Here is a 13,422-nt window from a genome sequence, read left to right as displayed (position 1 = left end):
CTCCGCCGTAGCCCTCGCCGCTACAGTCATCTTCTGGCTCTGATCAATGAGTCCTGACCCTACCATCATATTTGGGTTTCAGATTTCGGACATCCGGCATCAACCTTCATTGTCGCGCGGTCGACCGATCACAAAACCGAAATCTACGCACCGTCCCGCACCTCATTTGTAGGTATTCAGCGGTGACCATGTCAGGGGCCATGATTGCCGCCTTAGCATCGCAATGTGCGCCCAATGTCGCGCCGCAGACCGTCGCTGCAATCGTGCAAACCGAAAGCCACGGACGGCCCTTCGCGCTAAACGTCAATGGCGGGAAACAACCTCCGCCGCAGCCCGACGCCGCCAGCGCCGCTGCGACTGCACAGCGCTACATCGCTGCGGGCTATTCGGTCGATCTCGGTCTCGGCCAAATCAACTCACGCAACATGCGCTGGCTGGGCCTGACGTGGGAGTCAGTGTTTGACCCCTGCAAAAATATCGAGGGCCTCGGCAGAGTACTCACCCAAAATTATAATAGGGCAATTGTCCGACACGACCCACAAACCGCGCTTCGCATTGCACTCTCGCTTTACAATACCGGAAGCTCGTCGCGGGGATTCCGCAACGGTTATGTCGCAAAGGTTGTCAGAAATGCGGGCTTTGTCGACCTAGTAGCGATGGAAGCGCCGACGGCCGCGACGATGCCTCTCGACCCGCGCGTCCAACTCATCTCGGAGAATTTTAGTTCTACGTTGCTGCCTATCGCGCGCAGCAGCGCGCCACCTGCGTGGAACCTATTCGAGCGCGCCGCTCATGACCGGCAAAGGTCCAACCCATCTGAAACGATAGAAAGCAGGAGCGTATGGCGGGATTAAAATACTGTGTGCGAAGAACCGCAGGTGTTCGGTCCCGACTGGCGCTTTGGTTCGAGGGTATACCGCAGTCGCGGCAGAACGTGCTGCTTTGGAGCGTCGCACTCGCGCTGGTGTTAGGGGTTTCCGCGCTCAACCCTGATCCCGCCTCCGCACAGAATCTGGAGAGCTTCGCCACCAAAGTTCGCGGCCTTCTGTCGTCGACGCTGCTGCGGACGCTTGCGGTTATCGCGGTGATCGTCACCGGACTCCTCTGGTTCACGGGTCGGGCCTCCACGACGATCCTCGTGACCGTTATCATCGGCATCGCCATTGTCTTTTCGGCTGATTCCATTGTCGGCATCATTGCGGGCTGACGCGCGTGAACGTCGACACCGAAATCCTGACCAAGGACCCGCTGTTCCTCGCCGTGACCCGCCCTGCACTCTGGGCTGGAATCCCGATTGAGGCGGCGGTGCTGCTGCTCATTTGCAGCGCGTCGGTCCTGATCGGAACCAACAGTCCGGTTTACGCCGCATTGGTGGCCATATTCGGCTATTCGATTTCGCGGCTGGTTGTGCGCCACGACGTCAATGCGTTCCGGCTTCTGTTCCTCTGGGGCCGGACCAAAGCGGGCAACCGCAACCGGGCGTTCTGGGGCGGAAGCAGCTACTCGCCGCTCAAGCTGACGGGCATGCACCGCAAGGGTTTTGGCCGCTATGCCTAGGCGGCTTGCACCCGATGCCATGCGACCCAACGCCGTGCCGCTCGAAGTCGCGCGGCGCGAGGCGACGCCCGAAAAGTTCCTGCCCTATTCGCGTCATGTGAATGAAGAGATGGTGGCACTCGATTCCGGTGACATCATGCTGACCTTCGAGCTGCAAGGCCGTGCGTTCGAGACGGCCGACGTGCGCGACCTGAACGATTGGCACACCAAGCTGAACGGCATGCTCCGCAACCTGCATGATGAAAGGCTGTCGATCTGGACCCATCTGATCAGGATGCGGGTCGATCAATATCCCGGTGGGGCGTTCAAATCGGGCTTCGCTGCCGATCTCAACCGTGCCTATTTTGGGCGGATCAACCGGGAACGGATGTTCATCAACCGCTTCTTTGCGACGCTTGTGATCCGTCCAGCCGCCACCGGCGGCGACAAACTCATCCAGCTTCTCAAGCGCAAGGTCTCGGGCAATGCCAGGCGCAGCGCGGCGCTGGGGCTGGAGATAGACGAGTCCCTGATCGAGCTTCTCGACGACAAGGCCCGTGATTTTGAAAAGCTCATGGCGCGCTGCGAACCGCGCCGCTGCGCGATCTATGAGCATCGCGGTTTGATGTTTTCCGAAACGATGGAAGTCGCCGATATGGTGATGACCGGACGCCCTGCCCGCGTCCCCGTTGTGCGCGGTCATCTGGGCGGTGCGTTATATCGTGCCCGCACGATCTTCGGCGCCGAAACCATAGAAATTCGCGGCGCCGACACGTCGGCCTTTGGCGGTATCTTTGGTATCCGCGAATATCCAGCACAGACAACCTCGCGCCAATTAGAGGCTTTGCTGTCGGTGGATTTTGGCTTCGTGCTCACACAATCCTTCACCTTCCTTGGGAGGGCTGCGGCCACTGAGAAATTCCGGCTGCGCATGACCCAGATGGAAAATGCCGGCGACCGCGCCGTCAGCCAGGCCGAGGCGCTGATCGATGCCGGCGATGACCTGATGTCAAACCGCTTTGTGCTGGGCGACCATCACTTCACCCTCGCGGTCTATGCCAGTTCGATGAAGGCGCTCCGCGACCAAATGGCGATCGCCCGGGCCGCGCTTGCCGATACGGGAATGGTCGCGGCGCGCGAAGGGGCTGCGCTCGAAGCGGCTTACTGGTCGCAGCTCGTCGGAAATTTCGCATGGCGCGCCCGTCCCGCGCCGATCACTTCGCTCAATTTCGCGGCCTTCTCACCCTTCCATACCTTCCCCGCCGGCCTCGCCAGCGGCAACCATTGGGGCGATGCGGTGGCGCTGCTCAAGACCAATGCGCGCAGCCCGTATTTCTTCAATTTCCACAAGGGCGATCTGGGACACACGCTGATTATCGGCCCATCGGGCGGCGGCAAGACGGTGCTGCTCAACTTCCTGATGGCACAGGCTGAAAAGACCGGCGCACGTCAGATCTTTATCGACAAGGATCGCGGCGCGCAGATCTTCGTCCAGGCCAGCGGCGGGACATATCTGGCTTTGCGCAACGGCGTCGCCACCGGTTTCTCACCGCTGAAAGCCCTTTGCGATACACCCGGGGACAAGAGTTTTCTGTCTATTTTCATCCGCCAGCTCGTTCGTGCTGATGGCCTGCCCGTCTCGGTTCAGGAAGAACGGCGGATTGAAGACGGCATCAATGCCGTGATGAAACTTCCCAGCGCCGACCGCTCACTCAGTGCGCTCCGCTCGATGCTCGGCATGAAGGACATCAGCGGCGTCGGCGCGCGTCTTGAAAAATGGACGTCGGAAGGGTCGCTTGGCTGGGTGTTCGATAATCCTGCCGACAGGATGACGCTCGGCGCCCGATTCATCGGGTTCGACATGACCGATTTCCTCGACAACGCCGACATCCGCACGCCGGTCATGTTGTATCTGTTCCACCGGATCGACCAACTCCTCAACGGCGAGCGGATGATTATCTGCATCGACGAATTCTGGAAGGCGCTCGGCGATGAAGCCTTCCGGCGCTTCGCTCAGGACGGCCTCAAAACCTACCGCAAACGAAACGCCCTGTTGGTCTTCGCCACGCAATCGCCTGCCGATGCGCTCAAGAGCGATATCAGCCATTCGATTCTGGAACAGGTCGCCACCAAGATCATGCTCCCGAATCCGTTCGGCGCGCGGCGTGATTATGTCGAAGGCTTCGCACTGTCCGAAGCCGAGTTCAAACTGGTGCGCGACGACCTAGCCCCGGAAAGCCACAAGTTTCTGGTGAAGCAGGGCCATGACAGCGTGGTGGTCGAACTCGATCTGAGCGGTCTGGACGACGCGCTGGCGGTGCTGTCGGGCCGCGCCGAAACCAACACTGTTGCCGACGAAATCATCGCCGAGGTGGGGAACGACCCGGTGCTCTGGCTACCCCTCTTCCATCAACGGAGACGTCCAAGCTGAACTGCAAGGAAAGGCAATATGATGAAAACGATGACCAAGCTACTCGGTGCGGGACTGCTGATAGCGGCTCCCCTCCCTGCCATTGCACAGGGCATGCCGGTTCATGACAGCGCCAGTCTGGTGCAGCAAGTCAACGCGGTGCGGCAGGCAATCCAGATTGCGGCGCAGGGCAAACAGCAGATTTCCGAAGCGCAGAAACTCTATCAGGATCTGAATAAGCTGACCGATATTCCGCAGCTGGCATCACAGCTCAAAAGCGACGCGCTACGTGAACTCGATACAAGTCCGGCCGTGCTGCATGGATTCGGCAGCGGCGATCTCGATGTTGTAGGTGCGGCACGCGCCAAAGCCGATGCGGTTTATCGCGGCCTCCTTGAAAAGCGCGGGGTGTCGGGGTCCGAAGAGTCGCGCGCTGGCTTCGATCTCAACGCGCGCAACATCGGCATCACCGCGGGGCTTGCCGATAATATGGGTGCCGCCGTCACCTCAAGGGCGCAAGGGCTTGACCAGCTGCGCGCCCGGCTGGCGACGGCCGCCACGGCCAAGGAAGTCGGCGATCTGACCGCACGGCTGCAACTTGAATCCGCGGCGATGCAGAACGACCAGCTGCGCCTTCAGGCCATAGCCATGCAGCAACAGGCGCAGGAGCGCGAACGCGCGGCGGCGGGAAAGGCGGCACTCGCCCAAAAGCTCGACGCGGCGAGCCGCTATTACAAAGGACAATGAGTTTGCGTCTCACGCCCGTCTCGATCGCGCTGCTGGTAGCCGGGTGCGACCCGCCCCCCGCCCCGCCCCCAGCCGATATGCCAGCGCGGACTTGGCAATATTATGTTGCCCACAGCGGGGAGATCGACGCGATGCAAGCCATCTGCCGCAAATGGTCGGCCAGCGATACGCCGGCTGGATCGCAACCCGCGGTGGTCACGGGTAATTGCCGCGCGGCGGCGTTCGCCAAGTCGCAACTCCAGATCGCTCGATAAAGCGTCAACCGGGACCCGGAAAGATATATGGATTTCACCGATCATGTATTCACCACAATGTTCGAAGCGCTGGACAATGCGCTGGCGGCCATCGTGGGCAAATATGTGGCCGTGATCGGTGTTGTTAGCCCTGCCCTGCGCATCGGGATCGTGATCTACATTTCTCTGCTGGGCTACGCGATCATGCGTGGGGCGGTGCAATATCCGTTCCGCGAATATACCTATCGCGGTTGCCAGCTCGCTGTTCTCTATTTTGCCGTGACATCGCTCTACGGCACCCAGATTGGCATGTTTGCGCTGGGTGGCTTGCCCGGCCAGTTCGCAAACGCGTTGGGCGGTGCGGACGTTGGTGGTCTTGGCGGTTTTTATGACAAGCTGGCGGGCACCGGCTTTGAAACTGCCAACACAATGCGCAAGATCGCCGCCAATTATCAGGATACTCAGGGTGCGCTCCCCGATGTCGGCTATGCCGTCTTTGCGGGCTTTCTGGTGGTCATTGTCATCATCGCCACGCTGCTGTGCGCGGCCATCGGCTTCGTCATCAGTGCGTTCGGCCTGTTTGCGCTCGGGCTTCTCTCGGTCGTCGGTCCGCTTTTTGTGGCCGCCCTCCTGTTCGAGTCCACGCGCGGCTACTTTTTTGCGTGGCTTGGGGCGTGCATCAACTATCTGATGCTGATCGTTTTCGCGCTCGTGCTGACACTGTTTCTGACCCAAACCGGCGAGACGATCATCGCCACCATCTCGGAAAATGACGACATCGGCATGGCCGCGATCAAGGCGCTGGCTTTTTACGCGCTCGGCTTCTTCTTTTTCCTCCAGATTCCATCGCTCGCCGCTTCGCTCGGCGGCGGCGGCCCTGCTCTTGCCAACCAGTTTGCGTCCGCAATCGCAGCGGCAGGCGGGTTCGTCGTTGGGCGCGGCGCAACCGGCGCTCAGGCCACCAGCCGAGCCATCGAGCGGGGCTTCGCGCGCGGCATAGCGCGGATGCGGACATCTGGATCAATCAGTCGCGGCGCAGCATAAAGGGATTGGATCATGCGTAAGCATATGATGAGTATATTGGTTGCGCTGGCACTCATTGCACCAGTCGAGGCCATCAGCGCTGCCTCGAAATCGCCAAAACTTGCCAAATGTAGCGGTAAGCAGCGCCGCCCGGCCAACCCCAATGGTACCATCCTGCCAACGGTCGATCCCCTCGCAGGAACATCAACCCCAGCCTACCAGACGCCAGACCAGGAAGAGGGAAGCAAAGGCGTTGACGTATTTCCCGAGCCCGCACAGCCCGACGCCAAACCCGGCCCGCAGGTCCCGCCCATCACCAGCGCAACGCCAACAACCTCCTATCGGAGTTGCTGAGCATCATGGCTGCCGGCGTTACAGACAGGCAGGATCTCAAGGCCTATTTTTCAGAGGCCGCGAGCTGGGACCATGACCGGCTAATAGCCGCTAACCGCTCGAAACGGCTGGCGTGGATCATCGCGGGCATGGCCGGCAGTCTTGCAGTCACAGCGGTTGCGGCCGTGGCCATGCTCACGCCGCTCAAGACCGTCGCGCCCTATGTTATCACCGTCGACAAGGCCACCGGCGCGAGCGAGATCGCTGCGCCACTGACCGGCGACCGGCAGATCACCTATAATGAGGCGGTCGCCAAATATTTTCTCGCCGATTATGTCCGCAATCGCGAGGGATGGATTCCTCAGGCCCGCCGGGAGTTTTTCGAAGGCGTGCTGGCGATGTCGTCGCGTGACGAACAGGCGCGCTGGACGGCGTTCTACGCCAAGGGCAATCCCCAATCGCCACAAAGCGTTTTCACCGATTTGGATACGGTGTTTATCGCCATAAAGTCGGTGACCTTCGTGTCAAAGAACGTCGCGCAAATCCGCTTCACCAAGACACTCCAGCGCGGCGCGTCGACGATCGACACCCCGGCGATCGCGACCATGACTTACGACACCACCGACACCCCAACCACCGAACAGCAACGGTTCAAAAACCCGCTGGGGCTGGAAGTCCAAAGCTACCGCGCCGATCTGGAGGTGACGCAATGAAAACAGAACACGGCATCATTGCCATCGCCCTGATGTTCTCCGCCAGCGCCGCAGGTGCCAGCGAGACGCCGCATCCTACCGCGCAGGACAGCAGAATCCGCGAAGCGATCTATAGCGACGCCGAAGTTTACCGCATTGTCGGCGCGTTCCGCTCGGCAACACAGATCGTCTTTTCAGCGGGCGAACGGGTCGAGCATGTCGCGCTCGGCGACAGCGTGTCGTGGGAGGTGGCGCCAGCTGAAAATTCGCTGTTTATCAAACCACGCGAACTGGCCGGAGCGACCAATCTGATCGTGATCACGCGTTCCGACGCCGGAAGCCGCAGCTACACATTCGAACTGTCGGCGCGGCGCGGGAGCATCGGCGCGCGGTCCGCCGACACATTCTTCAAGGTCGTGTTTCGCTATCCGCGCGAGGAAGCCGCCGCAGCACAAGCGGCGGCGGCGCAAGCCGCGTACGCGCGAGCCACGGCCCTTCAATCGGGCGCGATCCGCTCGGCCCTCGACCTCGCGGTCCTCGAAGGCAAGCGTAACCTCCAATATAGTGTGCAGGGATCATCCGCGATTCAACCGTCCGAAATTACCGACAATGGCCAGTTCACTGCGCTGCGCTTTCCGAACCAGCGCGAGCTGCCTGCGTTCTTCGCCGTCAATCCCGATGGCGGCGAGAGCATCGTCCCGTTCGATGTCCGCGACGAATTTGTCGTGATCCACGGCGTGTTTGCCCAGCTCCGTTTGCGGCGCGGCAAAGAGGTGCTGTGCGTCTTCAACGAGGCTCCGGATTTCTACGGGCGCGATCCCAAGACCGGCACCGCGTCCAGCATCGTCGAGCGCACATCTGGTCCCGATGGGGAGACGCAATGATGGCCGACACAGTTGACCCGGAACGCGCCTCAGACCGAGGCGCCAATCGCCCCGCCGTCGATCAAACACCCGATCCCGACGAGATTGATCGCACCCCCGCCTCCGAACGCGGCAGCAAAATGCCGTCTATCTCCGGCACCACGATGGACCCAAGAAAGATGATCGGCCTGGCCGCCGCCGCAGGCGCCGTCATGTTCACGGTCCTGGCGCTGGGAACCGGACTGACAGGCAATACGGCTCTGCCACCCGTCAAGCCCAAACCCGCGCTCGAGCCCGCGCAATATGACCCGGCAACGGTTATCGCACCGACCCTGGCTGGGGCAGCAACCGACCCCGACGCCCCCATTCCCCTTGGAGAACCGGCCGTGCCCGCCATCGGCCCGCAACAAGGTTCGCCAGCAGCACTGCAACAGCCGCGCCAGCAATCCCCGGCCGAAGCCCTCCGCGAAGCCACGCGTCGGTCATCGCTGATCGCCTATGGCGGGGAACGCGAGAGTGCGGGTGGAAGCGTTCGTTACGGCGACCATGGGACTGCGGCTAATCCCGGTCACGCGGCATCCCCCGAGCCCACCAATCTTGACAGGCTTCGGCATGGCTCGGTCATCGGACAGGCGCAGGCTCGCGCGCTTCCCGACCGCAATTTCCTGATTACGGCGGGACGCTTCATTCCGTGTGTGTTGCAGACCGCAATGGATTCAAGCCAGCCGGGCTATGTGAGCTGTATTCTTCCGCGCAATATCTATTCGGACAATGGCAGGGTCGTGCTGATGGAAAAAGGCACGAAGATCTTTGGCGAATATCAGGGTGGCCTCAACCGCGGGCAATACCGGCTGTTCGTCCTGTGGACGCGTGCCGTCACGCCGCGCGGGATTGCGATCGATGTCGGATCGCCCGCAACTGATGCGCTCGGGCGCGGCGGCGTGGATGGCCGGGTCAATAATTTCTTCTGGCAGCGTTTTGGCACAGCCCTGCTGTTCAGCCTTGTCGAAGATGCGGCGACCGTCGGGTCGGAAGCCGTTGGCAATAACGGCTCGAACACCACGCGCGTCCCCTCCGATGCGGCATCGACTGTCTTGCAGCAAAATGCCGAGATCAAGCCGGTGCTGCGCAAGAATCAGGGCGAGGATGTCGGGATCACGGTGGCGCAGGATTTCGACTTCTCGACCGTTTACGGCCTCGCGCTGAAATAATGGCCGCACCGGGCAAAAACACCGCTGTCCTCGACAGCGTGACGGCACCCTTACGCAGATATCTCGATGACGCGAGCGTCACCGAACTGGTCATCAATTTGCCCGGCGAGGTCGGGATTGAACGACGCGGGCGCTGGACTTGGGAAAGCGAACCCTCACTCGATTTCAAGACACTCATGGCGCTCGCGACTGCCGCCGCCGCCTTTACCTCGCAGGATGTCACCCGCGAAAACCCCATCGTCTCGACGATCTTCCCGACTGGCGAGCGCGTGCAAATCGTCGTGCCACCCGTCGTGCCGGACGAAACGGTCTCGATCACTGTGCGCAAGCCATCGACCGTGACAATGACACTCGCCGATTTCGAGGCGGCTGGCCTTTTCAGGGACACGCGAATCTCGGAAAAGAAAGTAACTCCGCAGGAATTGGAGTTGCTCGCACTTCTGCAATCAGGCCGTCATGTCGAATTCTTCGACCGCGCGGTGAAGGCCAGGCTCAATATTCTCATTTCGGGGGCAACGGGATCAGGCAAGACTACGCTGTCGAAGGGCCTGATCCAGTTGATCCCGCTCGACGAGCGGTTGCTGACGATCGAGGACACGCGCGAACTGATCGTCGGTCAAAAGAACGTCGTCCATATGCTCTATGCCAAGGACGGCCAGGGCACTGCCAATGTCACTGCCAAACATCTGCTCGAAAGCGCGCTCAGGATGCGGCCCGATCGTATCCTGCTCCAGGAACTGCGCGACGGGACTGCCTTTTTCTATTTGCGCAACGTCAATTCCGGCCATCCCGGCTCGATCACGACCATCCATGCCGATTCCGCCGAACTAGCGTTCGAGCAATTGACGCTTTTGGTGAAGGAAAGCGAAGGCGGTTCCGATCTGGCCCGCGGCGATATTCGCGCGCTGCTCAAGATTCTGGTCGATGTCGTGGTGCAAACCAAAAAGACCGATGGCGAATTTCGGGTGACGGAGATCTATTATGACCCGGAAGGCAGGTATGCCGCCTAACGGCGGGACGGCTAGATTGCTGGTCGGCATTCCGCTCGGTGTGCTGATCGCGCTCGCCATCGCCACCATGATCGGCTGGCTGGTCCTCGGCCTGCCCGTCGCCGCCTATGATCCCCTCAAAATGCCACAGTTCGTCTGGTATTATCGCGGCGACCCGCGCGTTGTCCGCGCGATGGCAGGCGGGCTGCTCGGCGGCGGCCTGCTCCTGGGCGGCCTGATCTATGCGCTTTGGGCGCGCGGCGCACCGCTGCATGGAGCCGCACGCTTCGCCCGCGAAAGCGAGATCAAGCGCCACGGATTTCGCGCAGGCTCTGGAATCGTCCTTGGCCGCAAGCGCGGACGGTTCCTGACCTTTGGTGGCAGCGAGCATGTCATTGTCGAAGCCCCGACCCGCTCGGGCAAAGGCGTCGGCATCGTCATTCCGAACCTGCTGACCTGGGCTGGCTCGGTTGTCGTCCTCGATGTGAAACGCGAGAATTACGACGCGAGCGCGGGCTTTCGCGCCCATTACGGGCAGGCCGTTTATCTGTTCAATCCGACCGACCGCGAAGGCCGCACCGCCCGTTACAATCCGCTGGCCTATATCGACCGCCACGACCCGGATGATGTCATCATCGAATTGCAGAAGATCGCAACGATGCTGTTCGTTGCGCCCGAACAGGGCGAAGCCTTTTGGGCCAATGGTGCCCGCACCGGATTTGCAGGCGTTGGTGCCTGGCTCGCGGAAACCAGCAACGAACCGCTGACGATGGGTGCGATCTATCGCCATCTGACGACAAGCGATCCGCGCGTCTTTTTCAAAAAGGAACTCGCCAATCCCGGACTGAACCTCTCGGTAGGCTGTCGGACAGCGCTCGCTGATTTCGCCGGCGGCTCGGACAACAGCTTTGCCGACATCAAGAAGACGATCACCAACGTCCTCGGCCTTTGGCTCAACCCGCTAGTCGATGCCGCGACAGCGGCAAGCGACTTTGATCTTCGCCAGCTCCGCAAGCGCCCCTTGTCGATCTATCTCGGCGTGTCGCCTGATGAACTCGACAGGATCGCGCCGCTCTACAATCTCCTGTTCCAGCAGCTCATCGACCTCAACGTGCGCGAATTGCCCGACGAACACTCAGCCGTGCCGTTACTGGTCATTCTCGATGAATTTGCACGGCTCGGCCGGGCATCGGTCATCGCTAGCGCCTTTTCCTATGTCGCGGGCTACGGCATCAGGCTTATGCCCGTCATCCAGTCACGCTCGCAACTGCGCGGCGTTTACGGAGAGCATGTCGCCGATGAAATCGTCGCCAATTGCGGTGTCGAAGTGGCGTTCACGCCCAAGGAGTTGCGCGTCGCCAACGAATTGTCCGAGAGGCTTGGCTATGTCGGGAAAGACAGCGTCACCAAATCGCTCACGATCAATGGCTGGCTCGCCAACCGGTCGAAATCTATCTCCGAGCAGCGACGCGCCCTGTTGTTGCCGCAGGAACTCATGCAGTTTCCAACCGACAAGCTGATCCTCCTGCGCGGCGGCATTCCGCCGATCGTCGGCTCGAAGATTGCCTATTTCAGCAGCCGCTTCTTCAAAAGTCGCGCATTTCCGACCCCGGAAGTGCCCGTCGCGCCAGTGCGAACACCGAGCACCGTGCCGCCCGCGCTTTTCCGCAACTTGACCGACGAAGAGGCTGCCGGACACGACACCCGGCTAATCTCACAGGATGATATCCTCACGGAAGATTGCCCGAGCTTTTTCGCCGACATGCTGACGCTCGATCACAACGGCAATGTGTCGGGGCTTATTGAGGAAGGCGACAACAATGGCGGATAAAATAGATGGCAACGCCCCTTCGGGACGCACCCGCACGGCAACGCCGAATCCGGCCAAACCCGAGCCGGAGACAGCGAAGCCGAAGCGCAAAGCGGAGACGCCGACCCTTACCGATGATCTTACCGGCAAATTCCTGCGCATCGGCAACGCACTCTATCGCACCTCGGACGACAAAAAGCCGATTGCACGGCTCGAACCCGACCGGCTCAAGACCACCAACATCGACGCCCTTCCCGACATAGTGCGGATCGCCAAGGCCAATGGCTGGACGTCGATCAGGATCAACGGCGGCGACACGTTCAAGAAAGCTGCATATCTTGCCGCTGCCGCACAAGGGCTGACGGTCGAGAATTACACGCCGTCGAACGTCGTCCAGGCCGAAGCTGTCCGGCTGCAAACGCGGCTCGCCGAACGCGATAAGCGTCGCGAAGCTAAAAGCTCAACGGGCAAATCGGCCCGTCCGACCGAAGAGACAATCACGCTCAAAGCCCTGTCGGAACGCTTCCTGAGCCAGACCCACGAGCAAAATTCTCGCGATCCCGAACTGCGCCGCGCCCAAAGCCTTGTCGCCCAAACCATCTCGATCACGCGCTCGAAATACCCCGACGATTCGGCCAAGGCATCAAAGGACGTCGAGGCCAAGCGTAACGAGGTAGCTCGCCGCATTGCCAATGGCGACAAGATCGCGGCAATTCAGGTGAGTAACCAACAAACGCACCGCGTCCGAGAAGTCACGCAGGATCAGGCATTGATGCGCGAGGGGCGGACACGCTGACGCGGAACGCCCGGCCGGGAGCAGCATGTCCCGTCAGTCTCTCGCATGGTAATTCACGAAAGTCGGACACGCGGCAGTCCGAGCACCAGACGGGTCCATCGCCGTTCCACACGGCGGTTGGCGTGTAGCTGAAAGATTGCCCAGCGGGGACGACGGACGCAGTGAACAGGAGCGCGATAATCATCCGGCAGTGTTAGCTTGATCGTTGGCCTTTGCATCCGCGCGATGAGCCCTTCGTACTGCATGTTGCGCTGTTGCGGCCCTGCTCCAAATTTTTGACCGACGGTTTTCTAAGCCTGCGCTTGCGTACGCATTCAGGAGTGAGCCGAAACGCGTAGTGAAGAGTTGGGGTGTGGGCGAAAGCTCATCGTCGCGAATGATTTGCGCGGTCACATACCCATGTTCCTTTTGAAGCCGACGGAGACATTCGAGCAAATCGTCGTCGCTGAATCGGCTAGCCAGTTCGGGCCATCGGCGGGCGATCGTTTCACGAGGGGTTTCGCCGGCTCTTTTGGCCATCCATCGCTCGTGACCCATACGTTGCAGTTCTGTGCGACCGTATGGAATCCCGGCAAGCCGATATGCCTCAGTCAACTTGCCAAAATGCCGCTGGAGGACGCTGCAGCTGGGAACGTCGGGATGTTCGTTGATTATGTGCTCATTTACAAAGCCGAGACGATCATGGAGGCGACGCAGCTGGGCGAGGATTTCGTCCTTCGATGAAGGACCCATACCACCGCGCGGACACCAGCGATCCTTTGTGAGATAGCCCAACTGTC

General features: G+C 60.7%; 15 protein-coding genes. All 15 read left to right on the top strand.

Annotation, left to right across the window (positions count from 1 at the left end; translation table 11 throughout):
* Positions 1 to 200: 200 nt before the first annotated feature.
* Positions 201 to 854: a lytic transglycosylase domain-containing protein gene (locus QOL68_RS18710; RefSeq protein ID WP_282950458.1), complete on the top strand. Its 654-nt coding sequence runs from the start codon at positions 201 to 203 to the stop codon at positions 852 to 854.
* Entirely contained in the window at positions 842 to 1,207 is a 366-nt protein-coding gene (locus QOL68_RS18705; protein ID WP_282950457.1) for a TrbC/VirB2 family protein, read from the top strand. Before QOL68_RS18710 ends, QOL68_RS18705 begins: the two co-directional genes overlap by 13 nt.
* Before the next feature lie 5 nt (positions 1,208 to 1,212).
* Positions 1,213 to 1,557, top strand: coding sequence for a VirB3 family type IV secretion system protein (locus QOL68_RS18700; RefSeq protein ID WP_282950456.1), 345 nt, complete (start codon positions 1,213 to 1,215; stop codon positions 1,555 to 1,557).
* A 19-nt stretch (positions 1,558 to 1,576) separates the two neighbouring features.
* Positions 1,577 to 3,967 (top strand): VirB4 family type IV secretion/conjugal transfer ATPase, encoded by a 2,391-nt coding sequence (locus tag QOL68_RS18695; protein WP_282950455.1) that lies wholly within the window; start codon positions 1,577 to 1,579, stop codon positions 3,965 to 3,967.
* An 18-nt stretch (positions 3,968 to 3,985) separates the two neighbouring features.
* The gene (locus QOL68_RS18690; protein ID WP_282950454.1) at positions 3,986 to 4,693 is read left to right on the top strand and encodes a type IV secretion system protein; all 708 of its coding nucleotides are present in this window, start codon (positions 3,986 to 3,988) and stop codon (positions 4,691 to 4,693) included.
* A complete protein-coding gene (locus QOL68_RS18685) occupies positions 4,690 to 4,947 on the top strand; it encodes a hypothetical protein (protein WP_282950453.1) in 258 nt (85 codons plus the stop codon). Before QOL68_RS18690 ends, QOL68_RS18685 begins: the two co-directional genes overlap by 4 nt.
* 27 nt (positions 4,948 to 4,974) lie before the next feature.
* Positions 4,975 to 5,970, top strand: coding sequence for a TrbL/VirB6 family protein (locus QOL68_RS18680; protein WP_282950452.1), 996 nt, complete (start codon positions 4,975 to 4,977; stop codon positions 5,968 to 5,970).
* Positions 5,971 to 5,982: 12 nt separating this feature from the next.
* Complete coding sequence (locus QOL68_RS18675; protein WP_282950451.1) at positions 5,983 to 6,303, top strand: hypothetical protein; 321 nt, start codon at positions 5,983 to 5,985, stop codon at positions 6,301 to 6,303.
* Between the two features lie 5 nt (positions 6,304 to 6,308).
* Positions 6,309 to 6,995, top strand: a complete 687-nt coding sequence (locus QOL68_RS18670; RefSeq protein ID WP_282950450.1) for a VirB8 family type IV secretion system protein — start codon at positions 6,309 to 6,311, stop codon at positions 6,993 to 6,995.
* Positions 6,992 to 7,858: a P-type conjugative transfer protein VirB9 gene (gene virB9, locus QOL68_RS18665; RefSeq protein ID WP_282950449.1), complete on the top strand. Its 867-nt coding sequence runs from the start codon at positions 6,992 to 6,994 to the stop codon at positions 7,856 to 7,858. Before QOL68_RS18670 ends, virB9 begins: the two co-directional genes overlap by 4 nt.
* Positions 7,858 to 9,048, top strand: a complete 1,191-nt coding sequence (gene virB10 / locus QOL68_RS18660; protein ID WP_283404339.1) for a type IV secretion system protein VirB10 — start codon at positions 7,858 to 7,860, stop codon at positions 9,046 to 9,048. The genes virB9 and virB10 overlap by 1 nt, the downstream gene beginning before the upstream one ends.
* The gene (virB11, locus tag QOL68_RS18655) at positions 9,048 to 10,058 is read left to right on the top strand and encodes a P-type DNA transfer ATPase VirB11 (protein ID WP_282950447.1); all 1,011 of its coding nucleotides are present in this window, start codon (positions 9,048 to 9,050) and stop codon (positions 10,056 to 10,058) included. Before virB10 ends, virB11 begins: the two co-directional genes overlap by 1 nt.
* A complete protein-coding gene (locus QOL68_RS18650; RefSeq protein ID WP_282950446.1) occupies positions 10,030 to 11,868 on the top strand; it encodes a type IV secretory system conjugative DNA transfer family protein in 1,839 nt (612 codons plus the stop codon). The genes virB11 and QOL68_RS18650 overlap by 29 nt, the downstream gene beginning before the upstream one ends.
* Positions 11,858 to 12,643: an LPD7 domain-containing protein gene (locus QOL68_RS18645; protein WP_282950445.1), complete on the top strand. Its 786-nt coding sequence runs from the start codon at positions 11,858 to 11,860 to the stop codon at positions 12,641 to 12,643. Before QOL68_RS18650 ends, QOL68_RS18645 begins: the two co-directional genes overlap by 11 nt.
* A 399-nt stretch (positions 12,644 to 13,042) precedes the next feature.
* A complete protein-coding gene (locus tag QOL68_RS18640; protein ID WP_282950444.1) occupies positions 13,043 to 13,366 on the top strand; it encodes a hypothetical protein in 324 nt (107 codons plus the stop codon).
* The last annotated feature ends 56 nt before the right edge of the window (positions 13,367 to 13,422 follow it).

Source organism: Sphingopyxis sp. Geo25 (assembly GCF_949769135.1).
In the GTDB taxonomy this organism is placed as follows: Bacteria; Pseudomonadota; Alphaproteobacteria; order Sphingomonadales; family Sphingomonadaceae; genus Sphingopyxis.
This window is presented reverse-complemented; position numbering and strand designations above follow the sequence as displayed.